The organism is Alkalibacterium sp. s-m-28 (assembly GCF_054658175.1).
The window spans coordinates 1-487 of the sequence record NZ_BAAGIQ010000264.1 but is presented as its reverse complement, the minus strand read 5'-3'; the positions used below and the strand labels follow the sequence as shown (position 1 = coordinate 487).

1 protein-coding gene is annotated in these 487 nt (G+C 40.7%); it reads right to left on the bottom strand.

The window, feature by feature from the left end; translation table 11 throughout:
• Positions 1–121: 121 nt before the first annotated feature.
• Positions 122–487: integrase core domain-containing protein (locus tag ACYQ4S_RS12260; RefSeq protein ID WP_459771446.1), on the bottom strand; the 366-nt coding region annotated here is incomplete at its 5' end.

The following is a 487-nucleotide window of genomic DNA, read 5'->3' as shown; positions in this document are numbered from 1 at the left end:
TTGTCTGGATTAAACAGCTTTATAACAGATCCAGTAAAGCAACGAGAAGTATAAGAAGGCATGTTTAAAAAACTTCGTTTTTTTGAAGTTTTTCGAGATATGTAAAATCACTTCTACAGTATTAGTCCGTGTACTGTAGAACACTGTTCCCGAAAGATAATAAACGGATCCACTTGTCGGGCATTGTTTTTGCATCATCATGGACGAATGGAATCCTCACAGGAACTTCGCCATCTAATGACTGATGTGGACGTAGAAAGTTGAAGCAGGCAGTAAAGCAAGCGACATGAGCACGTGCACCATTTTGAGATTTAAATCCATGGGTGCCACGGTAATTGCCTTTGTAAGTCCGGTTCAATCGTTCGATGATTTGTTTAAGGGGCCTATATTGTCTAGATACTTCGTCCTCGTTGGTTAAACCAATGACTTGAGTGATATCGAAGTTCAGGCCGTGTTGGGCCAGGAAATGTTGTGCCAGTTTGTAAAT